Raw genomic sequence first — 25,485 nt, forward strand, 5'->3', positions numbered from 1 at the left:
ACCGAGCGGCTGCCGGCCCTCGGGGTGCGGAGCCCGCGCGACCCGGTGCGCCCGCTGATGAAGCGGCCGGGCGCCCTGGAGCAGTACGTGGCGACGCAGGCCGTCGTCGCCGCGTTCCGGGCGCGGGCGGCCGAGGACATGAGCGTCCGCGCCGACCTGGCCGCCGCCCTGCCCGAGGCCCGTGTCAACGGCCTCCAGGGCGACTGCACCCCGGCTTCCTCGGCCACGGCACCAGCCGCCCCGTGTGGGTCGAGCGCCGCGACCGCGGCGTCTGGAGGACGCTCGGCACGGGGGCGGGCCTCACCCGCGACTGAGTCACAGGGCGAGGAACCGGTGGAGTCGCCTCCGCTTACCGCTTACCGCGCGGGGTTCTCGGCCGCAGGGGTGCGCGTGGCCGCCGCCGGCGCCGGTGACGTGCGCGCGGCGACGGCGTGTGCGAGGAACGGCTGGGTGACGGCCAGGGCGAGGCAGACGGCGGACATGGTCAGCCACAGCACGGTGACGCCCAGGTGCTGGAGGAGTTGGGTGCCGACGACCGGGGCCACGACCCCGGCGATTCCCCAACTGGTGCCGAAGACGGCCAGGTAGCGGCCGGTGCCGCCGGCCGGGGCGAGGTCCGCGACCAGGGCGTACACCCGGCCCATGAGGACGAGATCGCCCAGGCTCCACACCACGGTCGGCACGACATGGGCGCCCAGCGAGTGCGTCGCTCCGTATCCGGCCAGGCCCGCCGCGAGCAGGACGTACCCCGTGGCGAAGGCGGCGGGTGTGGACAGCGCGGCGAGCGGCTTGAGCCGCAGCAGCGGCTGCCCGACGACGATGGTCAGCGCCGAGGCGGTGAACAGCAGTCCGGCGTCGGCCGGCCGCAGGCCGCGGTGGGCGAGCGCGAGGGGCAGAGTGATCATGATCTGGAGATAGACCAGCGCGAAGAGCGTGCCCGAGGCGAGCAGGGCCAGGAGCGTGGCGTCACGCCACGGGGCGATGTCACCGGCCCGCTCCGCGGCACGGCCGACACGCGGCCGGTCAGCGGGCAGGACCCGCCGCACCACCAGCGCACAGACCAGGCACGTCACGGCGTCCGCGACGAACAGCCACCGCAGGTCCCACCGCCCGAGGCCCGCCGCGACCAGTCCTGCCCCCATCCCGGCCGCGGCCAGGGCGGCGTTGAGCAGGCTGTAGGCGCGCACCCGCTCCGAAGCTCCGACCGCGTCGGCGATCAGCGCCTGGCTCGGCGGCTCGTACAGCTCGAAGACGAGCCCGAGCAGCACCACGAACCCGGCGGTGACGGCGAGGCTGTCGGCGGCCGCGATCCCCAGCTGGGCCACCGCGCAGCCGGTCAGTCCGACGACGATGGTCCGGCGCCGCCCGAGCCGGTCCGCGAGGCGTCCGCCGACCAGTCGCGAAGGGATCGTCGCCAGGCCGAAGGCGGCCGAGACCAGCCCGGCGGTCGCGGCGCTCGCGCCGTACCGGGTGGCGATCAGCACGGTGAGGAAGGACAGGGAGAACGCCCCGAGCCGGTTGACCGCGCGCGCCGCGATGAGCCACCACACCGCACGTGGCAGTGCCGGTCCGGGCGACGCCGGTCCCCTCGACAGAAGACGCACCAGACGCATCGGACGCACCCCAGCCCTCCCCGTTCGTCACCGGCAAATTGCATAATGACTGTCACGCACGCTAGATCCCGAGGGAGTGACCGGTCAAGTGATGTTCGACTGTCACATCGCGACGTTGTTGGAGGTGGCCGCGTCGCTCGTGAACGAGCTGACCGACGGCTCCCGGCGCGGCAGGAGCTACGAGGCGCCACGCGACGGCCACCTCGTCGACGCCGTGGTCGCCGCCCTTCCCCCGGGCGGCGTCACCGCCGCGGAGATCAGCCGGGAGCAGGCCGAGCGACTGGCCCGCACCGCCGAGCGGCTGCGCCTCGTGTTCACCGCCGTCGAGAGCGGGGACATCGACCGGGCGGCGGAGCACCTGAACGCCCTGCTGCGCGACTCCGGCGCCCGGCCGCAACTGGACCACGTGCCCGGAGAGCCCTGGCAGGTCCACTTCCACGGCAGCAGCGACACCGTCGACGTGGGGTGGAGCGCCGGCTGCGCCACAGCCCTCGCCCTCGCCATCGGCAGCGATCTCGCCGGACGTCTCGGCGTCTGCGAGGCCCCGAGATGCGATCGGGTCTACGTCGACACGTCACGCAACGCGGCCCGGCAGTTCTGCTCCACAGCGTGCCGGAGCCGCGTCAAGGCCGCCGCCCACCGGGCGCGCAGGGCACCCCGGGACTGAGCCGCGGACGGGACCGGGCGGACGGGCCCGGGAGCGCGCCAGGAGCGACAATCGCCCCATGGATCAGGAACCCGACCGCCTCCAGGCCCTGCTGCGCTCCCTGCGCGTGTGGGACACCGAGCTGCCCGCCTTCGACCCGGCTTCGGCGCCCGACGCCCCGCTCCCGCTGTTCGTGGAGTGGTTCGCGGCGGCCGTGGACGCCGGGCAGACCGAGCCGCACACGCCGTCGCTCGCGACCACGGACACCGAGGGCCGCGCGGACGTCCGTACGGTGATGCTGCACGGCGCCGACGCCGACGGCTTCCACTTCGCCTCGCACTCCGGCAGCGCCAAGGGCCGCCAGCTCGCCGCCCGCCCGTATGCGGCGCTCGGCTTCTACTGGCCGGTGCTCGGGCGCCAGGTCCGGGTGCGCGGCCCCGTCCGCGTCGCCCCCGCCGAGGTCGCGTACGCCGATCTGCACGCCCGCTCGACCGGCGCGCTCGCCTCCGCGCTCGTCGGGCACCAGAGCGAACCGCTCTCGTCCTACGAGGAGTTGGAGCGGGCCTCCGACGCCGCCTGGGAGCGGGCGCGGGCGGAACCGGACGCGGAGGTGGCGTCCTGGACGGCGTACGCCCTCGCGCCGGAGGAGGTCGAGTTCTTCCAGGGCGACGCCCGCAGACGGCACGTCAGAGTCAAGTACAGCCTGCGGGACGGCACATGGGGCAAGGAACTGCTGTGGCCGTGAGCGTCCGGGGCGCGGCATAGCGGGACGGGCCGGCGCCCGAGGCTCCGGTGGGGACGTCGCTCGCCGGACGGCCGAGGTCCGTCAAGGGCGGCACCCGGGCGCCGGTCACGCGCGGCGCCCGGTGGCGGCGCCCGTCATCCGCCCGTGCCGCCGTCGCGCCCGGCCGGCCGGAACACGGGCACGGTGAAGCCGTCCTGCCCGTCGCCCCTGAACGCGACGACGAGGTCCATGCCCACCCGCAGGTCCGCCGCCGCGCACTCCACGACCTCCGTCATCATCCGCGGCCCCTCGGCGAGGTCGACGACGGCGGCGACGTACGGGGTGCGGGTGCCGAAGGGCGGCAGGTCGTTGCGGTGCACGACGGACCAGGTGTAGAGCGTGGCCCGCCCGCTCGCGGGCCGCCACGACACGACGTCGGGGGCATCGCTCCAGCAGAACGGGCAGAACTCGCGCGGATAGTGGTGGTACCGGTCGCACGCCGCGCAGTGCCGGAGGATCAGCCGCCCCTCGGCGGCCGCGTCCCAGTACGGGCGGGTGAACGCGTCGGGCTCGGGGACGTCGAACCGTACCCGCGAGGTCGCGGCCATCAGAACAGTCCGATCGCGTGGTCGAGGGACCAGGTCTGCCAGGACATGGCGAACAGCGCGACGAGCGAGACGAGGCCCATCATCGCGTTCTGCCCCTGCTCGGCCCAGTCATGGATCATGAGCGTGAAGTAGAGAAGGTTCAGGAGCAGCCCGCCGACGAGTGCGATCGGGGTCAGGAATCCGACCACCAGGCCGAGCCCCAGGGCGAGTTCGGCGTACACGACGACGTACGCCATCGTCTTCGGCCGCGGCCTGACGACGGTGTCGAACCCGCTCCGCACGGCGTTCCACCGGTGCTTGGCGGCCACGTCCGCGGCCCACGCGATCCCGGTGCCGCGCTCGAACCAGCCCTTCTTGTCCTTGTGCCGCCAGCTCTCCAGCCACCACAGGCCGAGGCCGATGCGCAGCACGGCCAGCCATTCGGCGCCACCGAGACCTATCGCGTCCATGTACCGGACCGCCCCTCCACGTCATCTGACGGTACGTCAGTTCAGCGCATCCGGCGCCGACTCCGCAAGAGCCCGGACGCGACCGGACCCGGCCGCCGGGACCCGCCCCGACCCGCCCCGGACCTCGTGATCAATTCGCAACCGATTTCAGACTTGACCGAGCCCCATCAACTCCGTGCCGGATTACGCTCCCGCACATGACCGACCCCAATCCGTCACCGGCCGTCCGCACCCATGAACGTCCGCCCGTGTACGTCGTCGGCGGCGGACCCGGCGGTCTGGCCGCGGCCGCGAGCCTCAAGGCGCACGGCGTGCGAGCCGTCGTCCTGGAGCGCTCCGACCGGGTCGGCGCCTCGTGGCGCGGCCACTACGACCGCCTCCACCTGCACACCACGCGCCGCCTCTCGGCCCTGCCCGGCCTGCCGATCCCGCGCCGCTTCGGCCGCTGGGTCGCCCGCGACGACGTCATCCGCTACCTGGAGAAGTACGCCGAGTACCACGACCTGGAGGTCGTCACCGGCGTCGAGGTCACCCGCATCGACGCCGCGCCCGGCGGCTCCGGCTGGCTGCTGCACGCGACGGGCGGACGGGAGCTCACCGGCACGGCGGTCGTCGTCGCCACCGGCTACAACCACACCCCGCGCCTGCCCGACTGGCCGGGCGCGGCCACGTACACCGGCACGCTGCTGCACGCGAGCGAGTACCGGAACCCGGCCCCGTACGCCGGGCAGGACGTGCTCGTCGTCGGCGTCGGCAACACCGGCGCCGAGATCGCCGTCGACCTGATCGAGGGCGGCGCCGCACGCGTCCGCCTCGCCGTGCGCACCGCCCCGCACATCGTGCGGCGCAGCACGCTGGGCTGGCCCGCGCAGCTCACCGGCATCCTCTGCCGCCGCCTCCCGGTGCCCCTGGTGGACCGACTGGCCGTACCGCTGGGCAAGTTGAGCGTCCCCGACCTCTCCTCGCGAGGTCTGCCGCGCCCCGACACCGGCCTGTACGCGCGGGTCCGCGAGGGCTCCATCCCCGTACAGGACGTGGGCCTGATCGACGCGGTCCGCACGGGGAAGGTCGAGCCGGTGGCGGCCGTCGCGTCCTTCGACGGCACCGAGGTCGTCCTCGCCGACGACACGCGCATCACCCCGGACGCGGTGATCGCGGCGACGGGGTACCGGCAGGGCCTGGAGGACCTGGTGGGCCACCTCGGCGTCCTCGACCCGGCCACCGGCCGCCCCCTCCCGCACGGCCCGCGCACCCTCCCGGCAGCACCCGGCCTCTTCTTCCAGGGCTATTCCAACCCGATCAGCGGCATGTTCCGCGAGATGGCCCTCGACGCGACCCGCATCGCGAAGGCCCTGGCCAAGCGGTAGGCGCGACGGCGCCCACGCTCTCCCCCGCACACGGACGCACATCCGCCGAACCCACCCCACGATCACTCCCGCCGAACACACCCGCACCAGCGCGACCCCATCCGCGAGGCCCGGCGGCCGAGACCGCCGGGCCCACCGAGCGAGACGGAGTACCCCGCAATGGCACGCGAAAGACACCCGCTCACCCGCCGCCGAGCCCTCCTGGGCGGGGCGGCGGCCACCACCCTGATCGCCACGGGAACCGGTACCGGAACGGCCGTCGCGGCGGACACCCGGGACGTGGACGTCGCCGTCATCGGCGGCGGTCTGGCCGGACTCACCGCCGCCCGCGACCTCTCCGCCGGGGGAAGGACCGTCCTCGTCCTTGAGGCCCGTGACCGCGTGGGCGGCCGCGTCGTCAACCTCCCCCTGCCGAACGGCGGAGTCTCCGAAGGCGGCGGCGAGTTCATCGGCCCGACGCAGGACCGGATCAAGGCCCTCGCCGACGACCTGGGCGTCGCCACCTTCGCCACGTACAACACCGGCAAGAACGTCCTCTACAAGGACGGCAGGCGCACTCCGTACGCGACCGACGGGCTCCTCGGCTCCGTCCCGCCCATCGACGCGGCCGGCCTCGCCAACGCCGCCGCCGTGCAGGCCCTCCTCGACGACATGGCCAAGAAGGTCCCGGTGGACGCGCCGTGGACCGCGGAGAAGGCCGAGGAGTGGGACCGCCAGACGTTCGAGACGTGGCTGCGGGCCAACGCCGTGATCCCCTCGGCCCGCTTCCTCTTCGACGTCGCCTGCACCTCGATCTTCTCGGCCCAGCCGCGCGAACTCTCGCTGCTCTACGTCCTGTTCTACATCGCGTCGGCCGGCAACGAGTCGACCCCCGGCACCTTCGAGCGGCTCACGGAGACCGCGGACGGCGCGCAGGCCACCCGTTTCGTGGGCGGCTCGCAGCTGGTCCCGCTGAAGCTGGCCGCGAAGCTCGGCGCGGACCGCGTCCGGCTCTCCGCGCCCGTGCGCCGGATCGCGCGCGGCTCCGACGGCCGCTACACCGTCACCGCCGACGGCGTCACCGTCACCGCGCGCCGCGTCGTCGTCGCCGTACCGCCGCCGCTGGCGGCCCGTATCGACTTCGACCCGCTGCTCCCGGCCGCCCGCGACCAGCTCTCGCAGCGGCTGCCGATGGGCGCGATCGGCAAGGCGATCGCCGTGTACGCGACGCCGTTCTGGCGGGCGGACGGGCTCAACGGGCAGGTCGTCAGTGACGCGGGCGTCGTCCGCTCGACGTTCGACAACTCGCCGCCCGACGGGTCGTACGGCGCGCTCATGGGCTTCATCGAGGCGGACGAGATGCGCGCGTACGACGCCGCGTCCGAGGCGGAGGTGAAGGCGGCGGTCCTCAAGGACTACGTCACCTACTTCGGCGCGAAGGCCGCGTCGCCCACCGGCTTCGTCCTCCAGCGCTGGGACAACGAGGGCTTCTCGCGCGGCGGTCCGGTCGCGTACGCCCCGCCCGGTGTCCTGTCCCGGTACGGGGCCGCGCTGCGGCAGCCGGTGGGCGGCATCCACTGGGCGGGCACCGAGACGTCGTCGTACTGGAACGGGTACATGGACGGTGCGGTGCGCTCCGGCGAGCGGGTCGCGCGGGAGGTGCTCGCGGCGCTGTAGCGAGCCGTCCGCCCGTTCCTCGGGGGACTTTCTGTGCAGCCCTGTTCCTGACGGAGCGTCAGTTCAGTAATCTGACAGTGCGTCAGCTACGGATTCATGGGCTCCAGGAGCATCCAGCAGGCCTCCGGAAGCCTCAGGAACTGTTCCCACTGTCACACAGGAGCGGGCGGACCGATGCTTGGATCGACTTACGGCACCTTGACCACCGACTCCCGCCGGGCCCGCGTGATCGCCTGCGGCGAGCAGCCCGGCCCCGCGGTGCACGGCAGGACCGGCGCCGACGAACGCGACGTCAGCGGCCGTCCGCTCCACGCCGACGTACCGGACCTCGACCGGTTCTTCCGGCCCGAGTCCGTCGCGGTCGTCGGAGCCTCGGACACCGAGGGCCGCCCCAACACCGGGATCACGCGGCAGCTCACGGCCTGGGCGGAGCGGGTCGGCGCCCGGCTGCACCCGGTGCACCCGACGCGCACGTCCGTCTTCGGCCGCCCTTGCGTGCCGTCCGTCGCCGACCTGCCCGAACAGGTCGACCTGGCGGTCCTGCTGGTCGCCGATCCGCTGCCGGTCATCGAGCAACTCGCCGATACGAAGGTGAAGTTCGCGGTGGCCTTCGCCTCCGGGTTCGCCGAGACGGGCGACGCGGGCGCGGTCGCGCAGCAGCGGCTCGCGGCGGCCGTCGGGCGTTCGGGTCTGCGGCTGCTCGGGCCCAACACGAACCTCAACGCCTTCGAGCGGTTCCGCGACGACCTCGACGGTCCGGCCGTCGCGCTCATCACCCAGTCGGGACACCAGGGCAGGCCCGTCTTCGCCCTCCAGGAACTCGGCATCCGGCTCTCCCACTGGGCGCCGACCGGCAACGAGGCCGATCTGGAGACCTCCGACTTCATCTCGTACTTCTCCCAGCGGCCCGAGGTGGGCGCCATCGCCTGCTACGTGGAGGGCCTCAAGGACGGCCGCTCCTTTCTGCTGGCCGCCGACCGGGCGGCGCGGGCCGGGGTGCCCGTCGTCGCCGTGAAGGTGGGCCGCACCGAGACGGGCGCGCGCACCGCCGCCTCGCACACCGGGAAGCTGACCGGCGCGGACACGGTCGTCGACGCGGCGATGCGGCAGTTCGGCGTCATCCGGGTCGACGGTCTCGACGAACTCCAGGACACCGCCGCCCTGTTGGCGCGGGCCAGGCCCCCGCAGGCGGACGGTGTCGTCGTCTACTCCATCTCCGGCGGCACCGGCGCGCACTTCTCCGACCTGGCGACGGCGGCGGGCCTGCCCCTGCCCACCCTCTCCGAGGCCAAGCAGAGCGAGCTGCACCAGTGGATACCGGAGTACCTGAACGTCGCGAACCCGGTCGACAACGGCGGCCACCCCGTCGGCGACGAGCGCGGCCCGAAGATCATCGACGCGATCCTCGACGACCCGTCCGTCGGCGTCCTGATCTGTCCGATCACCGGCCCCTTCCCGCCCATGAGCGACAAGCTCGCGCAGGACCTGGTGGACGCGGCCGAGCGCAGCGACAAGCTGGTGTGCGTGGTGTGGGGGTCGCCGGTCGGCACGGAGGACGCGTACCGCACGACGCTGCTCGGCTCGTCCCGCGTCGCCACCTTCCGCACGTTCGCGAACTGCATCACGGCGGTCCGCGCCTACCTCGGCCACCACCGCTTCACGGCCGCCTACCGCTCACCGTTCGAGGAGGCGCCGCGCACCCCGTCGCCCTCCTACCGCAAGGCGCAGGCCCTGATGCGTCCGGGCCACCAGCTCAGCGAGCACGCCGCGAAGCAGTTGCTGCGGGCGTACGGGATCCGCGTACCGCGCGAGCAGTTGGTGACGAGCGCGGCCGCGGCCGTGCGCGCCGCGTCGCTCGTCGGCTACCCGGTCGTCATGAAGGCGTCCGCGCCGCAGCTGGCGCACAAGTCCGAACTGGGCTTGCTGAAGGTCGGGTTGACGTCCGCGAGCCAGGTGCGGGACGCGTACCGCGACCTGACCGACATCGCCCGCTACGAGGGCATCGATCTGGACGGGGTCCTCGTCTGCCAGATGGTGGAGCGGGGCGTGGAGATGGTCGTCGGCGTCACCCATGACGACCTGTTCGGGCCGACGGTGACGGTGGGGCTGGGCGGCGTCCTGGTCGAGGTCCTGCGGGACACGGCCGTGCGCGTACCGCCGTTCGGCGAGGACCAGGCGCGGGCGATGCTCTCCGAGTTGCGGGGCCGGGCGTTGCTGGACGGAGTCAGGGGCGCGCCCCCCGCCGACATCGAAGCGCTGGTGGAAGTGGTGCTCAGGGTGCAGCGCATGGCCCTCGAACTCGGCTCCGAACTGTCGGAGCTGGACATCAATCCCCTGATGGTGCTGCCGCGGGGGCAGGGGGCGGTGGCACTGGACGCGTTGGCCGTGTGCCGGTGAGCGGGGGCCGAGAGCGCGGTTCCCCGCGCCCCTGACCCGCCCGCGCGGCGCGCGCGGGTCCCCGGCGAAGGCCGAGCGGCGCAGCCGCCCGCCGCGGGGCGCGGGGAACCGCGCGACCAGCCACGACGCGGCCCGCACACGGCGACGAAACCCCACCCCTGCGGTAACCATCCGCCCCCAGCCCCGGAGCCTCCTATGACCCCGCCTCCCGAGATCCTGCACACCACCGAGAACGCCGTCTCCCGGATCACCCTCAACCGGCCCGAGGCGATGAACGCCCTCACCCCTCCCCAGCGCGACCACCTGATCACCCTCCTGGAAGCCGCCTCCGCGGACCCCGAGATCCGCGCCGTCGTCGTCACCGGCACCGGCAAGGGCTTCTGCGCGGGCGCGGACCTGCGCGGCGCCCCACCCGCCGGGCGCCCCGTGGTCGGCGACATCTCCCGGACGATCCGGCGCGGCGCCCAGCGCCTCGTTGCCGCCGTCCTGGACTGCGAGAAGCCGGTGATCGCCGCGGTGAACGGCACGGCCGCCGGGATCGGCGCGCACCTCGCCCTCGCCTGCGACCTGGTCGTCGCGGCGGAGTCGGCCCGCTTCATCGAGGTGTTCGTACGGCGCGGTCTCGTCCCCGACGGCGGCGGCGCCTACCTCCTGCCCCGGCTGATCGGCCCGCACCGCGCGAAGGAGCTGATGTTCTTCGGCGACGCCCTCGGCGCGGCCGACGCGGAACGCCTCGGCCTGGTCAACCGGGTCGTCCCGGACGGCGAGCTGGCGAAGACGGCGAGCGACTGGGCCGAGCGCCTCGCGTCCGGGCCGACCCGCGCCCTGGCGCTCACCAAGCAGTTGGTGAACGCGTCCCTGGACAGCGACCGGGCGACGGCGTTCGCGGCGGAGGCCACCGCCCAGGAGCTCAACATGACGACCCGCGACGCGAACGAGGGAGTCGCCTCCTTCGTGGAGCGCAGGCATCCGGAGTTCGAGGGCCGCTGACCGGGCGCGGCCGACGGCACCCGGCCGTCCCGCACCCCTTCCAATCTGACGCTCCGTCAGCTTCACTGAGGAACATGATGGGACACGCAGGGATGGCGGCCACCGTCGTCCGGTACCTCAAGTCGGTCGGCGCCCCCACCACGGCCGGGCCCGTGGACATGCTGCCCCGGCCCGCTCTGCGCGCGGTCCGCGACGACGAGCGGGCGCCCGTCGACCCGGCCGAGTTCCGGCGCGTCCTCGGCAGCTTCGCCACCGGCGTCACCGTCATCACGGCCCCGGGCCCCGAGCCGGGCGACCCGCCCGCCGGCTTCGCCTGCCAGTCCTTCGCGTCCCTGTCGCTCGACCCGCCGCTGGTCGCCTTCATGGTCGCGCGTACGTCGACGACCTGGCCGCGGATCGCCCGCGCGGGCGTCTTCTGCGTGAACGTACTGGGCGCGGACCAGGGCGAGTTGTGCCGCGCGTTCGCGATCAGCGGCGCCGACAAGTTCGCGGGCGTCTCCTACGACGAGGCTCCCGTCTCGGGGTCGCCCCGGCTGGACGGCGCCGCCGCGTGGGTCGACTGCGCGGTCCACGCCGTGCACACCGGCGGCGACCACCTGATCGTGGTCGGGCGGGTGACCGCGCTCGGCACCGCCCCGACCGACACCGGCCCGCTCCTCTTCCACCGGGGCCGCTTCGGCCGTCTCACGGACTAGCCAGGGCCCCCGGCCGGCGCCGGATCACCAGCGACATCAGCGCCGCCATCGCGCAGAGCGCCCCCGACGCGTACCAGACCACGTCGTACGAGCCGAACACGTCCCGCGCCACGCCCCCGAGGACCGCGACCACGGCCGCGCCCACCTGGTGCGAGGCGAGCACCCAGCCGAAGACGATCGCGCTGTCCTCGCCGTAGTACTCCCGGCACAGGGCGATGGTCGGCGGGACGGTGGCGACCCAGTCGAGGCCGTAGAACACGATGAAGAAGAGCATCGGCGGGTGGACGGTCGGCGCGAGCAGCATCGGCAGGAAGAGCAGCGACACCCCGCGCAGCGCGTAGTACACGGCGAGCAGGCGCCGCGCCTCGAAGCGGTCGGTGAACCAGCCCGACGCGATCGTCCCCACCACGTCGAAGACCCCGACCACCGCGAGCAGCGACGCCGCCGCGGGCACCGGCATCCCGTGGTCGTGCGCGGCGGGCACGAAGTGCGTCTTGACCAGGCCGTTCGTCGTGGCGCCGCAGATCGCGAACGTACCGGCGAGCAGCCAGAAGGGACCGGTGCGGGCGGCCCCGAACAGCACCCTCACCGCGCGCCGGGCCGCGCCCGGCACCGGAGCGGGCTTCGCCACGAACTCCTTCCCGCCGTACGGCTTCACGCCCACGTCGGCCGGGTGGTCGCGCAGCAGCAGCCAGACGAACGGGACGACCACGAGGGCCGACAGGGCGACCGTGACGGCGGCGGGACGCCAGCCGTGCCGGTCCACGACCCACGCGAGCAGCGGCAGGAAGACGAGCTGCCCGGAGGCGCCCGCCGCGGTCAGGACGCCGGTCACCAGACCGCGCCGGGCGACGAACCAGCGGTTGGTCACGGTCGCGGCGAAGGCCAGCGCCATGGACCCGCTGCCGAGCCCGACCAGCACGCCCCAGTACAGGACGAGCTGCCAGGCCGCCGTCATCCACACGGTGAGCAGCGAGCCCGCCGCGATGACGGTGAGGGCGACGGCCACGACCCTGCGGATGCCGAAGCGGTCCATGAGCGCGGCGGCGAACGGCGCCATCAGCCCGTACAGGGCGAGGTTCACGGAGACCGCGAGGCCGATGGTGCCGCGCGACCAGCCGAAGCCGGTCACGGGGTCGTGCAGCGGCTCGATGAGGAGTCCGGGCAGTGACGCGAAGCCGGCGGCGCCGATGATCGTCACGAAGGTGACCGCGGCGACCGCCCAGGCCCGGTGCGGGCGCCCGCGCCGGAGGGCCGCTCCCGGCCGCGCGGCCGGCTCGACCGGCACAGCCGGTGCCGTGGGCTCCGTGGGTTCCGTGGGCTCCGTGGGCTCTGTCGGCTCGGAGGTCTGCGTCGTCGTCACATCAGAGAGCTTGGGGCAGCCGGGCCCGCCGAACGAGTGGCCTGAATGCCAGCCTTCGTTAGGATCGGGCCATGAGTGGATCCCCGAGCGACTCCGTCCGCCACCGCGTGGCCGTGCTCGCCCTCGACGGCGTCATCCCGTTCGAACTCGGCATCCCGCACCGGATCTTCGGCCGCGCCCGGCATCCCACCACCGGCGAACCGCTGTACGAGGTGCTCACCTGCGCGGTCCGGGACGATTCCGGCCCCGTCCAGGCCGAGGCGGACTTCTCGATCATCACCCGGCACGGCCCGGACGCCCTGGGGACGGCGGACACGGTGATCGTCCCGGCCTCGTACGAACTGGGCCCCGTCCACGAGGAGGGCCGGCTCACCCCCGAGCTGGCCGCGGCGCTCGCGCACGTACGGCCGGGCACCCGCATGGTCTCGATCTGCACCGGCAGCTGGGTCCTGGCCGCCGCGGGCCTCCTGGACGGGCGGCCCGCCACCACGCACTGGGCCGACGCGGACGCCTTCCAGGCGATGTTCCCGTCCGTACGGGTCGACGCCGACGTCCTGTTCGTCGACGACGGCGACGTGCTCACGTCGGCGGGCGTCGCCGCCGGCATCGACCTCTGCCTGCACCTGGTGCGCCGCGACCACGGCTCGGGCGTCGCCAACGACGTGGCCCGCCGCACGGTGGTGCCGCCGCACCGCGACGGCGGCCAGGCCCAGTACATCCAACGCCCGGTCCCCGAACCGCAGGTGGCGACCACGATGAACGCGCGCGCCTGGGCCCTCGGCCACCTCCACGAGCCGATCCAGCTGCGCGACATGGCCGAGCAGGAGGCCATGTCGGTCCGCACCTTCACGCGCCGCTTCCGCGAGGAGGTGGGCGTCAGCCCGGGGCAGTGGCTCACCCGGCAGCGCGTCGAGCGCGCCCGCCACCTGCTGGAGTCCTCGGCGCTGCCCATCGACCAGGTGGCCCATGACGCCGGTTTCGGCACCGCCCAGTCGATGCGGCAGCATCTCCAGACGGCGCTCGGCGTGACGCCACGGGCGTACCGGGCGACGTTCCGCCGCCTCCCGGGCGAGTGACTCCCGTACGCGTGGCCCCCGTACGGGAGGAGGTCAGTGCGCGACCGGGCAGCCCCCGGTCAGCTTCCCGAGGAACGCGTTCGGGTCGTAGAAGTGCTCGACCTCCAGGAGCCGCAGGTCGTCGCTGACCTTCGCGACGCTCACACCGAACATCTCGATCTTCTCGCCGGTCGACTCGAAGCCCTTGTACGTGCCGTCGAAGGTGCCCCAGTGGCGCCACTTGAAGGTGATGGTCGGCGGCCCGGACAGGACCTCGGTGACCTCCCAGAAGAAGCCGCCGGGAAAGGCCGTGTGGAAGACGTCGTGCGAGGACTCGAAGGTCTCGTCGCCGTAGAAGACGCTGTCGCCGATGAGGATGTTGTAACTGCCGCGGTCCACGATGTCCGCGGCGTCCGCCCACGGGCCGCCGTTGGCCCTCGTACGGAACCGCTCCGAGACCATCGAGACCCAGGTCGCGGGGTCGTGCTTGTGCGAGACCTCCATCTCGAAGACCTGCACGACGCCCTCGACGATCGCCTCCAGCGAGCCGGGGGCGTGTTCGGTGGTGCGCTGGGCCGGCATGTCCGTGTGCGAGAGGTGGTAGTCGGGCGCCTCCTCCCGCCAGTCGGACGGGTCCGCGGCGGCGATCACCGCGGACCGGCCCTGGAGCCACAGCGGGGGCAGAGCTGCTTCCGGCATGAAAGTGAACCCTTCAGGGATACGAGCACGAAGCGAGCAGTACCGAACAAGTTCGGTCGCTGAGATGCTGAAAGGCGACCGGAGACATACTCATTCGGCCACACTTTCTACACAACCCGTCCGCACTCAATCCACAGCCCCAACTCCCCACTCTTTACGGGCACTTAACGCGCCGCACTCACTCCGCACGCCATCCGAAACGGAACGCTCCGCTCAGAACGTCAGCACCCCCCGCGCCACCCGCCCCGCCTCCGCGTCCTCGACCGCCTTGCCGAACTCCTCCACGGGATACGTCCGCGTCACCAGCTCGTCCAGGAGCAGCCGGCCCCGCGCGTACAGATCGGCATACAGCTTGATGTCGCGCTGCGGTCGCGACGAGCCGTACCGGCAGCCGAGCACCGACTTGTCCAGGAAGAGCTGGGCCGGCACGAACGACGCCTCCGCGTCGGCCGCGGGCATCCCGAGCAGCACCGCCTGCCCGTGCCGGTCGAGCAGGTCGATCGCGGCCCGCACGAGCTCGACCCGCCCCACGCACTCGAAGACGTGGTCGGCCCCCTCGGGCAGCACGCCGCGCACCTCGCCGACGTCCGTGAGGAACTCGGTCGCCCCGAACCGCCGCGCCACCTCCTCCTTCGCCGGGTTCGCGTCGACGGCGACGATCTTCAACGCCCCCGCGATCCGGGCCCCTTGGAGCACGTTGAGGCCGACGCCGCCGGTGCCGATGACGACGACGGAGTCACCCCGGTCGACCCGCGCCCGGTTCAGCACGGCGCCGACGCCCGTCAGGACGCCGCAGCCGATCAGCGCGGCCGATGTCAGCGGCAGCTCCTTCGGGATCTTCACCGCCTGGACGGCCTTCACGACGGTGCGCTCGGCGAACGCCGAGTTCGACGCGAACTGGTAGACGGGGTCGCCGCCGCGCGAGAACGGCTGCCCCGGCATCCCGATCGCCTTGCGGCACATGGTCGGCCGGCCCCGGTCGCACTCCGCGCAGGCCCCGCAGTTGGCGAGGGTGGACAGCGAGACGTGGTCGCCGGGCACCACATGGCTCACGCCGGCGCCGACCTCCTCCACCACACCGGCGCCCTCGTGCCCGAGCACCACGGGCCGCGGGAACGGGATCGTCCCGTCGATCACCGACAGGTCGCTGTGGCACAGACCGGCCGCCGCGACCGAGACGAGCACCTCCCCCGGGCCCGGCTCACGTATCTCCAAGTCATCGACCACGACGGCCTGTTGACCGTCGAAGAGAACACCCCTCACGACGACGCCTCCCTCGGCTGATCCTTCGGCTGGTCCTTCGGAAGACCGAGCACGCGCTCGGCGATGATGGTGCGCTGGATCTCGTCCGAGCCGCCGTAGACGGTGTCGGCCCGGCTGAACAGGAACAGCCGCTGCTGTTCGTCGAGTTCGTACGGAGCGTCGGCCGTCCAGTCGCCGGGCCCGACGGCCGCCGCGGGCCCGCGCACCCGCAGCGCCAGCTCGCCGAGCCGCTGGTGCCAGCCGCCCCAGAGCAGCTTGGCGACGCTCGGCGCCCCGGCGTCCGGCGCGCCGCCGAGGGTGCGCAGCGCGTTCCACCGCATGGTCCGCAGCTCGGCCCAGAGCCGTACGATCCGGTCCGCGATCACCGGATCGCGCACCGCCCCCGATCCGACGGCGGCCCGCACGACGGCCCGCAGTTCCTCCTCGAACCCGATCTGCTGGGCGAGCGTCGACACGCCGCGCTCGAAGGCGAGCAGCCCCATGGCGACCCGCCATCCGTTGCCCTCGCCGCCGACGACGCCCACCGCGCGGGCCCCGTCGAAGAAGACCTCGTTGAACTCGCTGGTCCCGGTCAGCTGCCGGATCGGCCGTACGTCGACGCGCCCCGGCTGGTCCATGGGCACCAGCAGGAACGACAGGCCGTGGTGGCGGCGCGAGCCGGGTTCGGTGCGCGCGAGCACGAAGCACCAGTCGGCCTCGTGCGCGAGCGACGTCCACACCTTCTGCCCGGTGACCCGCCAGTGCCCGTCGCCGTCCCGCTCGGCGGCCGTGCGCAGCGAGGCGAGGTCGGACCCGGCGCCGGGCTCGCTGTACCCCTGGCACCACAACTCCTCGCCGCGCGCGATCGGCGGCAGGAAGCGGCGCCGCTGCTCCTCGTCCCCGTACGCGAGCAGGGTCGGGGCCAGCAGGTTCTCGCCGATGTGCCCGGAGCGGCCCGGCGCCCTGACCCGCGCGTACTCCTCGGCCCAGACGACCTGCTGGGTGAGCGTGGCGACCCGGTTGCCGTAGCCGGCCCGGCCCCAGCCGAGTCCGATCCAGCCGCCCTCGCCCAACTCCCGCTCCCAGGCGCGCCGTTCCGCCGTGCCCTCGTGCTCGCTGCCCGGTCCGCCGCGCCCCACGGCGCCCGCGAACCGCCCGACGAGATGTTTCTCCAGCCACTCCCGCGCCTCGCGCCGGAAGACCTCGTCGTCCTCCCCGAAACCGAACTCCACGCCGCGCCCCCTGTCAGCCGTTGGGTCGTTCCTTGGCCGCGGCGGCCCGTGCCATCTCCTCCAGGCGTGCCAGCATCGGCATGGGGTCGGTCCCGACGGTCCCCGGCAGGAAGTCCGCGATCCGCTCCGGCGTCCAGGCCCCGCCCTCCGCGTACCCGGCGCGCAGTTCGCGCGGCTGCGCCCAGACGGCGATCTTCGGTCCGGCCACCGTGTAGACCTGCCCGGTGATCTTCTCGTCGCGGGCCCGCTCGCTGAGCAGGTAGACGACGAGCGCGGCGACGTCCTCGGGCTCCCCGATCTCCTTGAGCTCCATCGGCACGTTGGCCGACATCCGCGTACGGGCGACGGGCGCCACGGCGTTGGCCGTCACCCCGTACTTGTGCAGTCCGAGGGCGGCGCTGCGCACCAGCGAGATGATGCCGCCCTTGGCCGCGCTGTAGTTGGCCTGCGCGACGGACCCCTGGTGATTCCCGCTGGTGAACCCGATCAGGGTGCCGGTGCCCTGCTTGCGCATGACGGCGGACGCGGCCCGGAACACGGTGAACGTGCCCTTCAGATGGGTGGCGACGACCGGGTCCCACTCGTCCTCGGACATGTTGAACAGCATCCGCTCACGCAGGATCCCGGCGACGCACACCACCCCGTCGAGCCGCCCGAACTCGCCGACGGCGGTGTCCACGACGCGCTGCCCGCCCGCCATGGTGGACACGTCGTCGGCGACGGCGACCGCGCTGCCGCCCGCGGCCTCGATCTCCTTGACGACGCCGAGCGCCACGTCGGAGGTGGGCTCGCCGCCCTCGATGGACACCCCGTAGTCGTTGACGACGACCTTCGCGCCCTCGGCGGCGCACGCGAGCGCCACCGCGCGGCCTATGCCGCGCCCCGCCCCCGTCACGGCGACGACCTTGCCTGCCAAGAAGTTCCCCACGCCCGGCCCCTTCCCGCGGTTTCTGACGACCCGTTAGATTTCACTCTGCTGCGGATTCTACGACCCGTCAGATACCGGAACACAAGACCCGGGAGGACCCGATGCCCCTGCCCGCCGAGTTCCATGACATCGCCAAACGCGTGAACAACTGGGGGCGTTGGGGGGACGCCGACGAGATCGGCACCCTGAACCTGGTCACCGACGAGGTCGTGCGCGCGGCCGCCGGAGAGGTCCGCACGGGCCGCCGGGTCCCGCTGGCGCTGCCCCTGAAGGAGGACGGCGTCCAGTCCGGCATGATCCCGGGCCGGGTCAATCCGCTGCACACCATGGTCCAGATCAACCAGGAGATCTTCGGCCCGGGGACGGTGGCCTGCAGCGACGACGCCGTGACGATGGGGCTCCAGGCCGCCACCCACTGGGACGCGCTCACCCACGTCTCGCACTCTGGCCGGCTCTACAACGGCCGCCCGGCGTCAACCATCACGGCGCACGGCGGCTCGGAGTTCAGCGGCATCGACAAGGCCCCGTACATCGTCTCGCGCGGCGTCCTGCTCGACGTGGCGGCGGCCAAGGGCCTCGACCGGCTCCCCGGCGACCACGCCGTCACCCCCGAAGACCTGGACGAGGCGGCCGAGTTCGGGCGGGTGGAGGTGCGGGCGGGCGACATCGTCCTGGTCCGCACCGGACAGGTGCAGGTGTACCTGGCGGGCGACAAGCACGCGTACGGCTATCCGTCCCCGGGCCTGTCGGTCCGTACGCCGGAGTGGTTCCACGCCCACGACGTGGCGGCCGTCGCCAACGACACCCTGACCTTCGAGATCTTCCCGCCGGAGATCGAGGATCTGTGGCTGCCGGTGCACGCCCTCGACCTGGTGGAGATGGGCATGCTCCAGGGCCAGAACTGGAATCTCGAATCCCTGTCCACAGCCTGTGGACAGGAGTCGCGCTATTCCTTCCTGCTCTCGGCGATGCCCGAGCCCTTCCAGGGGGCCACGGGCACCCCGGTCGCGCCGGTGGCGATCCTGTAGCCACCGCGTGCGACCTGCCTACGGCGAGGCCCCGTCACCCGACCCCCGGGACAGCGGAGCCGCACCATAGGACGACCCACACTCGCCGAGGGCCCCCGTCACAAGGACCCTCGACGTCCCCTCGCAGCGAATCGCTGAACACAAGCGTGATCAAACGGACACGCGGCGTCAACACCCGTCCGGGGATTTGCCGTTCATGTGCCTATTGTTCCGGCGCGCACTGAAGCATTGGGCAGGGGTGAACGCGGCGCATTCACGCCGGGTCCTCCGGGAAGGCGCCGGGGGCGCCGCGCCTCACACCGCCTCGAAGGCCACACCGTCGTAGGCGACGCCCTCGTACGTGACGCTCCGGTACGCGGCGCCTTCACGCGTCGCGTCCGCGTACCCGGACCCGGCTCCCGTGGTGGCCGCGCTCCGGTCGATCTCGCACCAGATGGTCTTGCCCGCGTCCTCCGCGCACCAGCCCCAGCGGTCGGCGAGCCCCTCGACGAGTTCCAGACCCCGTCCGTTGGTCTCGTCGCCCTCCGCGTGCCGAGGCGTCGGCGGGCGCGTACTGGCGTCGGCCACCTCCACCCGCACGGTGCCGGGACAGCGCTCCTGGACGCCGGGCAGCACCATCCGCAGGACCGCGGGGCGGCCGGTGTGCACCACCGCGTTGGTGACCAGCTCGGACACGATCAGGATCAGCGTCTCGGCCAACGGCTCGTCGGCCTCTATCCCCGACCCGGCGAGGCGCGAGCGCGCCCACCTGCGAGCCCGCCCCACCTCCGCGGGGTCGGCTCCGACCTTCAGTTGAACCTGAAGCACCTGCACCGCTCACACCATCCGAACCGGCGGACACATCGCCTCGCGCCACTGACCATGCTGGCCACTGAAGAGGATCACGGACCGTGATCTCCGTACCGCACAGCATGGTTGACGTACAGTCACCCCAACAAGCGCTTCGGGCATATTCCAGCGCGAAGGAGTACGCGTACGCCATACTGTGCGACGCGTCTTCAGAGGGGTCGAACAGGCGGGCGTGCCGACCCGCCGTGCACGGCGACCGGCGCGCATCCCCGGCTCCGGGGCCGCCTCACAGGCCGCACCGGTTTCCTTGCTCGGGTTCAGCACCACTCGCATCTGCCACAAGGTAGCGGAGCCGGACGCCGACTCCGCGCCGTGACGGGCCCCGCGAAGGACACAACCCGATATCGACACACAGTCACCGTCCGTGCACCCTTCCTCAGAGCCGGCCCGCCGGCGTCACAGCGAGGCCGCGAGCAGTTCCTCGGCGTCCCGCGCGGATCCGCCCAACTCGGCGCGCAGCCAGGCCCGCTTCAGATGCAGATGGACGTCGGCCTCCCAGGTGAATCCCATGCCTCCGTGCACTTGGAGGCAGTCGCGGGCGCCCTGGACGGCCGCCTCGTCGGCGAGGAGTTTGGCGGCGGCCGCCTCGACCGGGTCCCCGGTGACGGCGGCGGCGTACACGGCGGCGCGGGCCACCTCGACGCGCGCGAGCATGTCGGCGCAGAGGTGTTTGACGGCCTGGAAGGCTCCGACGGGCTGTCCGAACTGCTCGCGCTCCCGGGCGTGTTGGACGGCCATGTCGAGCGTGCGTCCGGCCGACCCGAGCTGTTCGGCGGCGTACAGCAGTGCGGCCTCCCGGGGCACGGGGGCGGCCGCGGGCAGCTTGTGCAGCGGGGTGAGCGGGTCGACGGACGCGAGCGGCTCGGCGCCCGCCACATCGCCGCGCACCACGTCCGCCGCGTCGAGCCACGGGACGAGTCCGCCGTACGGGGAGGTCACCACCGTGTCCCCGGACCCGGCGCCCGGCACCTCGCCCGCCGCGAGGAACGTGGCGACCAGCGGCCCCGGCAGCAGCGCCCGGCCGCACTCCTCGAAGACGACGACGGCCTCCGCGAGCCCGAGCCCGACGCCACCCCGCGCCTCCGCCAGGCACAGCGAGAACAGCCCCGCGCCGCCCAGTTCTCGCCACAGCCCCCGGTCCACGCCCGGCCGGTCCACGGCGCCGCGCAGCGCGTCCCGCCCGAACCGCCCGGCGAGCACCTCCCGTATCCCGGCCCGCAACGCCTTCTGCTCCACGCTCAGTTGGAAGTCCACGCTCAGCGACCCCCCTTCCCTGACTTCGGCAGTCCGAGGATCCGCTCGGCGACGATGTTGCGCTGGATCTGCGACGTGCCCGCGGCGATCGTGTACGACAGCGACGACAGCCGGTCGAGGGTCCACTCCTGCCCGGCGTCGAGGGCGCTCGCGCCGCCGGCGACCCGGGCCGCGACGTCGTACAGCCGCTGCCGCGCGTGCGAGTACCGCAGCTTGAAGACGGATCCGCCGACGCCCGGCACGCCGCTCGCGGAGTGCTGCGCCTCGCTCACGTTCCACTGCGTGAGCCGCCACAGTGCGCTGAACTCGGCTGCGAGGAGCGCCAGTTCGCGCCGGAGGACGGCGTCGTCCCAGCGCCCGCTCTTGCGCGCGTGGGCGGCCAGTTCGCCGAGCACGCGCCGGCAGGCGACGACCTCGCCGACGAAGGCGGTGCCGCGCTCGAACGACAGGGTCACCATCGTCACGCGCCAGCCGTCGTCCTCCGCGCCGACCCGGTTGGCCACGGGGATCCGTACGTCGTCGAGGAACATCTCGGCGAACTCCGTCGACCCGGCGAGCGTGCGCAGCGGTCGCACGGTGATCCCCGGCGCGTCCATCGGCAGGGCGAGCCAGGTGATGCCCCGGTGCTTGGGGGTGGCCTCGCTCACCGGTGTCGTCCGCACGAGCAGCTCGCACCAGTCGGCGACCTCCGCGTGCGAGGTCCAGATCTTCGACCCGCTGACGACGTACGTGTCGCCCTCGCGCCGCGCCCGCGTGCGCAGCGCCGCGAGGTCGGACCCGGCGTCCGGCTCGCTGAACCCCTGGCACCACACCTCGTCGCCGCGCAGCACCGGCTCCAGCCAGCGCTCGCGCTGTTCCGGGCTGCCCTCGGTGGCGATGGTGGGGCCCGCGTGCAGCAGCCCGACGAAGTTCGCCCCCACGTACGGGGCCCCGGCCCGCTCCGTCTCCTCCAGGAAGATCAGCCGGGTGGTCGGCGAGGCGCCCCAGTGCACGTCCCCGTACCCGGCGTCGTAGAGCCTGCGCTGCCAGCCGGTGTCGTAGGCGCGCCGCCCCGGCCAGTCGGCGGGCGACGGCTTGGGCGGCAGGGCGGGCAGCACCCGGCCGAGCCACTCCCGCAGCCGTGCCCGGAACGCCTCTTCCTCCTCGGTGTACGTGAGGTCCATGGACGGCGGCCCTACCGGTCCAGGTCGAGATCGAGCATGCGGATGGCGTTGCCGCGCATCAGCTTGTAGACCGTCTCGTCGTCGAGCCCCTTCACGTGGTCGAGCGCGACCTCCTTGGTGTTCGGGAACGTCGAGTCGACGTGCGGGTAGTCGGTCTCGAAGGTGGCGTTGTCCCGCCCGACGACGTCGAGGGACGCGATCCCGTGCTTGTCGCGGAAGAAGCAGCAGAACATCTGCCGGTAGTAGTACGTGGACGGCGGCTCGGGGATCAGATCGCGCACGCCGCCCCAGGCGCGGTGCTCCTGCCACACGTCGTCGGCGCGCTCCAGGGCGTACGGGATCCACCCCATCTGCCCCTCGCTGTAGGCGAGTTTGAGCGTCGGGAACTTCACGAGCACGCCGCTGAACAGGAAGTCCATCATCGAGGCCATGGCGTTGTTGAAGCTGAGCGAGGCCTGGACGGCGGGCGGCGCGTCGGGGGAGGCGGCGGGCATCTGGGAGCTGCTGCCGATGTGCATGTTGACGACGGTCCCGGTCTCCTGGCACACAGCGAAGAACGGGTCCCAGTACCCGGAGTGGATCGACGGGAGTCCGAGGTAGGTGGGGATCTCCGAGAAGGTGACGGCCCGCACGCCGCGGGCGGCGTTGCGCCGGATCTCGGCGACGGCGAGGTCGATGTCCCACAGCGGGATGATGCACAGCGGGATCAGCCGCCCGCCGCTGTCCCCGCACCACTCCTCGACCATCCAGTCGTTGTACGCGCGCACGCAGGCCAGGGCGACCTCCTTGTCGTGCGCCTCGGCGAAGGTCTGCCCGCAGAAGCGCGGGAAGGTCGGGAAGCAGAGGCTGGCCTCGACGTGGTTGAGGTCCATGTCGTCGAGCCGCGCCTTGGGGTCCCAGCAGCCGCGCCGCATCTCGGCGCGGGTGATGCCCTCCAGGGTCATGTCGTCCCGGTCGAAGCCGACGGCGGCGATGTTGCGCTTGTACGGGAACTTCAGGTCCTCGTAGATCCACCAGTCGGTCGGTGGCCCGTCCGGGTCCATGGTGATCTGGTATTTCCCCGCCACGTAGGCGAGTTCACCGATTCCCGCGGTGAGCGGTCGCGGGCCGCGCTCGCGGTACTTGGCGGGCAGCCAGGTCTCGAAGAGATGGGCCGGTTCGATCACGTGGTCGTCGACGCTGACGATGCGCGGCAGTTCCGTCATGAATACCCCTCAGGACTACTGAGATCTGATGACCCGTCAGATTCCAGGCTAGCCGCGCACCTCTGGACCGACAAGAAGTGCGGGCTTACGCTCTGAGCCACATCTGACTACCCGTCAGCTCTGCGCCGGCGGATCTCTGCGATCTCCCTGGGGGTCAAGGCCATGACCGACACCGCACACGCCCTGGGCGCGTCCCGCACGCTCTGGGAACTCGTCGAACGCCGCGCCGCCCTGACCCCCGACCGCCCGGTCCTCCTCCAGGGCGAACGGACCCTGACCTTCGGCGCGTTGCGCGACCGCGCCGAGCGCGTGGCGGCGGGCCTCTACGCGCAGGGCGTCCGTCCCGGCACGGTGGTGGCCTGGCAGCTGCCGACCCGGATCGAGACAGCGCTGCTCACCTTCGCGCTGGCCCGCGTCGGCGCGACGCAGACGCCGATCATCCCCTTCTACCGCGACCGCGAGGTCGGCTTCGCGCTGCGGGAGTCGAAGGCGGAGTTCTTCGCGACACCGGGCGTCTGGCGCGGCTTCGACCACACGGAGATGGCACGCCGGCTCGGCGCCAAGGGCGTCTTCGAGGCGTACGAGGACCTGCCGGAGGGCGACCCGTCGACGCTGCCCGCGCCCCCCGCCTCCGGCACGGACGTCCGCTGGATCTACTGGACGTCCGGCACGACCTCCGACCCCAAGGGCGTCCTGCACACGGACCGTTCACTGATCGCGGGCGGCTCGTGCCTGGCCCACGCCCTGCGCCTGTCGGCCTCCGACGTGGGCTCGATGGCGTTCCCGTACGCGCACATCGCCGGCCCCGACTACACGGTGATGCTGCTCCTGTACGGCTTCCCCGCGGTGATGCTGGAGCACTTCGCGCTGCCGGACGCGCTCGACGAGTACCGGCGGCACGGCGTGACGGTCGCGGGCGGCTCGACGGCCTTCTACTCGATGTTCCTGACGGAGCAACGCAAGGACCCGTCCCGGAAGGTGATCCCGACCCTGCGCCTGCTCGCGGGCGGCGGCGCCCCGAAACCCCCGGAGATCTACCACGCCGTGGTCCGCGAGATGGAGGGCGTCCAGCTCACCCACGGCTACGGCATGACCGAGGTCCCGATGATCACGATGGGCGCGCCGGACGACACGTCCGACATGCTCGCGACGGCGGAGGGCCGCCCGCCGGAGGGCATGGAGATCCGTGTCGTCGACGCGGACGGCAAGCAGGTCCCGCCGGGCGTCGACGGCGAGGTCCGCCTGCGCGGTGAGGCCGTCTGCCAGGGCTACCTGGACCCGACGCAGACCGCGCAGGCCTTCGACGCGGACGGCTTCCTGATCACCGGCGACCTCGGCCACGTCCTGCCCACCGGCCATCTCGTGCTGACCGGCCGGGCCAAGGACATCATCATCCGCAAGGGCGAGAACATCTCCGCGAAGGAGATCGAGGACCTCCTGCACGGACACCCCGCGATCCAGGACGCGGCGGTGATCGGCCTCCCGGACGCGGAGCGCGGGGAGCGGGTCTGCGCGGTCCTCGAACTGTGCGACGGGGCAGCCGAGTTGACGCTGCCCGAGGTCACCGCCCATCTGCGCGAGCAGGGCCTGTCGACCTTCAAGCTCCCCGAACAGCTGGAGATCCTCGACGCGCTCCCCCGCAACGACACGCTCCGCAAGGTCCTGAAGTACAAACTGCGGGAGCGGTACGCGTGAGGGGCACGACGGCCGCCCCCCGGTCCCTCACTCCGGCACGGTGAAGTACAGGGCGAAGCCCCGCACCGCCTCGTCCTCCGAGATCCGGCCGTCGCCGTCCGCGTCGAGCGCCGCGACGGCCCCCTCGGCGAGCTCCGGGGCGACCCCGAGCACGCGCAGCACCCGCTGCGCGGTGTCCGTGCCGACGCCGGGGCCCTCGGGGCCCGCCACCGCCATCGCGGCGCGCAGGAACGGCCGCGCGATCTCGGCGAACCGCTCCGGGCTGTCCCGCAGCCGCTTCACGGCCCCGGTCACGAACTCCTCCCGGGTCACCCGCTGGTCGCCGTCGACGTCCGCGATCCCGGCCATGCCCTGCCAGAACGCCTCGGCGCCCGCGTACAGCGCCTGGCCCCGCTCGGAGCGGGCCGGGACACCGAACTCGGCGAGCAGTGCCTTCGCCGCGCTGTAGAAGTCCTCGCGGTCGATGTAGCCGTTGCCGTCCTGGTCGAAGCCGGCGAAACGGCTCGCGATCCTCCGCTCGTCCATGCTCTGGGGCCGCCTCTCGCATTGGTCGGTGGGTGGTACGCCTGGGAGCGTACGTCGAACAGGGGCGCGCGGAACCGGAAGTGAGCCGGTTGTGGCAGGACC

General features: G+C 72.8%; 23 protein-coding genes. 10 read left to right on the forward strand and 13 right to left on the reverse strand.

Annotated features, from left to right (window positions below; translation table 11 throughout):
• Positions 1–356: 356 nt before the first annotated feature.
• Positions 357–1,613 carry an MFS transporter gene (locus V2W30_RS17445; protein WP_338697647.1) on the reverse strand — a complete coding sequence of 419 codons (1,257 nt, stop codon included), beginning with the start codon at positions 1,611–1,613 and terminating at the stop codon, positions 357–359.
• A gap of 91 nt (positions 1,614–1,704) precedes the next feature.
• Between V2W30_RS17445 and V2W30_RS17450 the strand changes: the two genes are divergently transcribed.
• Both V2W30_RS17450 and V2W30_RS17455 read left to right on the forward strand, forming a co-directional pair.
• A complete protein-coding gene (locus V2W30_RS17450) occupies positions 1,705–2,280 on the forward strand; it encodes a CGNR zinc finger domain-containing protein (RefSeq protein WP_338703653.1) in 576 nt (191 codons plus the stop codon).
• A 58-nt stretch (positions 2,281–2,338) separates the two neighbouring features.
• Complete coding sequence (locus tag V2W30_RS17455) at positions 2,339–3,004, forward strand: pyridoxal 5'-phosphate synthase (RefSeq protein ID WP_338697649.1); 666 nt, start codon at positions 2,339–2,341, stop codon at positions 3,002–3,004.
• A gap of 134 nt (positions 3,005–3,138) precedes the next feature.
• Here the strand turns inward: V2W30_RS17455 and V2W30_RS17460 are convergent, their stop codons facing one another.
• Both V2W30_RS17460 and V2W30_RS17465 read right to left on the reverse strand, forming a co-directional pair.
• Positions 3,139–3,591: a Zn-ribbon domain-containing OB-fold protein gene (locus tag V2W30_RS17460; RefSeq protein ID WP_338697651.1), complete on the reverse strand. Its 453-nt coding sequence runs from the start codon at positions 3,589–3,591 to the stop codon at positions 3,139–3,141.
• Entirely contained in the window at positions 3,591–4,040 is a 450-nt protein-coding gene (locus V2W30_RS17465) for a DoxX family protein (protein ID WP_338697653.1), read from the reverse strand. Before V2W30_RS17465 ends, V2W30_RS17460 begins: the two co-directional genes overlap by 1 nt.
• Positions 4,041–4,237: 197 nt before the next feature.
• Here V2W30_RS17465 and V2W30_RS17470 point away from each other — a divergent pair, with 197 nt between their 5' ends.
• From V2W30_RS17470 to V2W30_RS17490, 5 genes are all read left to right on the forward strand, one after another.
• Positions 4,238–5,407: an NAD(P)/FAD-dependent oxidoreductase gene (locus tag V2W30_RS17470; RefSeq protein WP_338697654.1), complete on the forward strand. Its 1,170-nt coding sequence runs from the start codon at positions 4,238–4,240 to the stop codon at positions 5,405–5,407.
• Positions 5,408–5,566: 159 nt separating this feature from the next.
• Positions 5,567–7,063, forward strand: a complete 1,497-nt coding sequence (locus V2W30_RS17475) for a flavin monoamine oxidase family protein (protein WP_338697655.1) — start codon at positions 5,567–5,569, stop codon at positions 7,061–7,063.
• 174 nt (positions 7,064–7,237) lie between these two features.
• Positions 7,238–9,460 carry an acetate--CoA ligase family protein gene (locus V2W30_RS17480; protein ID WP_338697657.1) on the forward strand — a complete coding sequence of 741 codons (2,223 nt, stop codon included), beginning with the start codon at positions 7,238–7,240 and terminating at the stop codon, positions 9,458–9,460.
• Between the two features lie 195 nt (positions 9,461–9,655).
• Complete coding sequence (locus tag V2W30_RS17485) at positions 9,656–10,450, forward strand: enoyl-CoA hydratase/isomerase family protein (RefSeq protein WP_338697659.1); 795 nt, start codon at positions 9,656–9,658, stop codon at positions 10,448–10,450.
• 74 nt (positions 10,451–10,524) lie between these two features.
• A complete protein-coding gene (locus V2W30_RS17490) occupies positions 10,525–11,145 on the forward strand; it encodes a flavin reductase family protein (RefSeq protein WP_338697660.1) in 621 nt (206 codons plus the stop codon).
• Here V2W30_RS17490 and V2W30_RS17495 read toward each other — a convergent pair.
• Complete coding sequence (locus tag V2W30_RS17495; protein WP_338703655.1) at positions 11,135–12,433, reverse strand: MFS transporter; 1,299 nt, start codon at positions 12,431–12,433, stop codon at positions 11,135–11,137. The two genes, V2W30_RS17490 and V2W30_RS17495, sit on opposite strands and share 11 nt — an antisense overlap.
• Positions 12,434–12,579: 146 nt before the next feature.
• On the opposite strand from V2W30_RS17495, the gene V2W30_RS17500 reads away from it, so the two are divergent.
• Positions 12,580–13,584, forward strand: a complete 1,005-nt coding sequence (locus V2W30_RS17500) for a GlxA family transcriptional regulator (protein WP_338697661.1) — start codon at positions 12,580–12,582, stop codon at positions 13,582–13,584.
• 33 nt (positions 13,585–13,617) lie between these two features.
• Here V2W30_RS17500 and V2W30_RS17505 read toward each other — a convergent pair whose 3' ends face one another.
• The 4 genes from V2W30_RS17505 to V2W30_RS17520 form a co-directional block, all read right to left on the reverse strand.
• The gene (locus V2W30_RS17505; protein WP_338697662.1) at positions 13,618–14,262 is read right to left on the reverse strand and encodes a SnoaL-like polyketide cyclase; all 645 of its coding nucleotides are present in this window, start codon (positions 14,260–14,262) and stop codon (positions 13,618–13,620) included.
• Between the two features lie 213 nt (positions 14,263–14,475).
• Positions 14,476–15,525, reverse strand: coding sequence for a Zn-dependent alcohol dehydrogenase (locus V2W30_RS17510; protein WP_338697664.1), 1,050 nt, complete (start codon positions 15,523–15,525; stop codon positions 14,476–14,478).
• Entirely contained in the window at positions 15,522–16,736 is a 1,215-nt protein-coding gene (locus V2W30_RS17515; protein ID WP_338697666.1) for an acyl-CoA dehydrogenase family protein, read from the reverse strand. The genes V2W30_RS17510 and V2W30_RS17515 overlap by 4 nt, the downstream gene beginning before the upstream one ends.
• A 13-nt stretch (positions 16,737–16,749) precedes the next feature.
• On the reverse strand, positions 16,750–17,664 hold the full coding sequence (locus V2W30_RS17520; protein ID WP_338697668.1) for an SDR family oxidoreductase: 915 nt from the start codon (positions 17,662–17,664) through the stop codon (positions 16,750–16,752).
• Between the two features lie 101 nt (positions 17,665–17,765).
• Here V2W30_RS17520 and V2W30_RS17525 point away from each other — a divergent pair, with 101 nt between their 5' ends.
• Positions 17,766–18,692, forward strand: coding sequence for a cyclase family protein (locus tag V2W30_RS17525; RefSeq protein ID WP_338697670.1), 927 nt, complete (start codon positions 17,766–17,768; stop codon positions 18,690–18,692).
• Between the two features lie 294 nt (positions 18,693–18,986).
• On the opposite strand, the gene V2W30_RS17530 is transcribed toward V2W30_RS17525, so the two are convergent.
• From V2W30_RS17530 to V2W30_RS17545, 4 genes are all read right to left on the reverse strand, one after another.
• Complete coding sequence (locus tag V2W30_RS17530) at positions 18,987–19,505, reverse strand: ATP-binding protein (RefSeq protein WP_338697672.1); 519 nt, start codon at positions 19,503–19,505, stop codon at positions 18,987–18,989.
• Positions 19,506–19,937: 432 nt separating this feature from the next.
• On the reverse strand, positions 19,938–20,795 hold the full coding sequence (locus tag V2W30_RS17535; RefSeq protein ID WP_338697674.1) for an acyl-CoA dehydrogenase family protein: 858 nt from the start codon (positions 20,793–20,795) through the stop codon (positions 19,938–19,940).
• Positions 20,796–20,797: 2 nt separating this feature from the next.
• Positions 20,798–21,958 (reverse strand): acyl-CoA dehydrogenase family protein, encoded by a 1,161-nt coding sequence (locus V2W30_RS17540; RefSeq protein ID WP_338697676.1) that lies wholly within the window; start codon positions 21,956–21,958, stop codon positions 20,798–20,800.
• 11 nt (positions 21,959–21,969) lie between these two features.
• Positions 21,970–23,163, reverse strand: coding sequence for an amidohydrolase family protein (locus tag V2W30_RS17545; protein WP_338697678.1), 1,194 nt, complete (start codon positions 23,161–23,163; stop codon positions 21,970–21,972).
• A 162-nt stretch (positions 23,164–23,325) separates the two neighbouring features.
• On the opposite strand from V2W30_RS17545, the gene V2W30_RS17550 reads away from it, so the two are divergent.
• On the forward strand, positions 23,326–24,858 hold the full coding sequence (locus V2W30_RS17550; RefSeq protein ID WP_338697680.1) for a class I adenylate-forming enzyme family protein: 1,533 nt from the start codon (positions 23,326–23,328) through the stop codon (positions 24,856–24,858).
• A gap of 27 nt (positions 24,859–24,885) precedes the next feature.
• Here the strand turns inward: V2W30_RS17550 and V2W30_RS17555 are convergent, their stop codons facing one another.
• Complete coding sequence (locus V2W30_RS17555; RefSeq protein ID WP_338697682.1) at positions 24,886–25,383, reverse strand: EF-hand domain-containing protein; 498 nt, start codon at positions 25,381–25,383, stop codon at positions 24,886–24,888.
• Positions 25,384–25,485: the final 102 nt, after the last annotated feature.

This window comes from Streptomyces sp. Q6 (assembly GCF_036967205.1).
GTDB lineage: Bacteria > Actinomycetota > Actinomycetes > Streptomycetales > Streptomycetaceae > Streptomyces > Streptomyces citrinus.